Annotated in this window: 1 protein-coding gene; it reads left to right on the top strand. The window is 40.8% G+C overall.

Features of this window, described 5'->3' with window-relative positions:
* Positions 1–62 precede the first annotated feature (62 nt).
* Positions 63–644 (top strand): transposase (locus AMD01_RS23225; RefSeq protein ID WP_169776004.1); only part of this gene is annotated, 582 nt, incomplete at its 3' end.

Raw genomic sequence — 644 nt, 5'->3', positions numbered from 1 at the left:
TAAGGACCACTTCTGATAAAATAAAGTTACCACACCAAATCTCATCGGAAAGAAGGGTCCTTATGTTTAAAGATTATAACATGAATCAAGTGGTTTTACCTTTAGATTTAGAAAGAAATGTGAAAGAAAATGATGTAGCCTTCGTTATTCACCATCTCGTTGAACAGATTCCAGATGAAGCCTTTGCGGGCTTCTTGCGGAAAACGGGATGTCCTGCTTACCATCCCCGCATGATGATGAAAGTCATCTTATGTGCCTACACCCAATCCGTTTTTTCAGGAAGAAAAATCGAAGCCCTTCTCCAAGATAGTATCCGTATGATGTGGTTAGCTCAAGGTTACGAACCAAGCTACCGTACCATCAATCGGTTTCGAGTTCATCCAGAAGTTCAAACGCTGCTTCGAGAGTGTTTTGTCCAATTTCGTTGTCAGCTTGTGGAAGAGAACGAGATTGACCAAGAAGCGGTTTTTATTGATGGAACGAAAATCGAAGCGAATGCCAATAAGTTCACATTCGTTTGGCGTAAATCCATTCATACCTATCGTGAGAGTCTCGTTCAAAAATCAAACGAACTGTACGACGAACTGGTCAAAAATGAAATCATTCCACAAATCGAACGAGAAAGTTCGGACGAACTGTCCATT

The sequence above is a fragment of the Priestia koreensis genome, assembly GCF_001274935.1.
Classification (GTDB): Bacteria; Bacillota; Bacilli; order Bacillales; family Bacillaceae_H; genus Bacillus_AG; species Bacillus_AG koreensis.
Note: the sequence above shows the minus strand (reverse complement) of the source record. Positions and strands in the feature narration are given on the sequence as shown.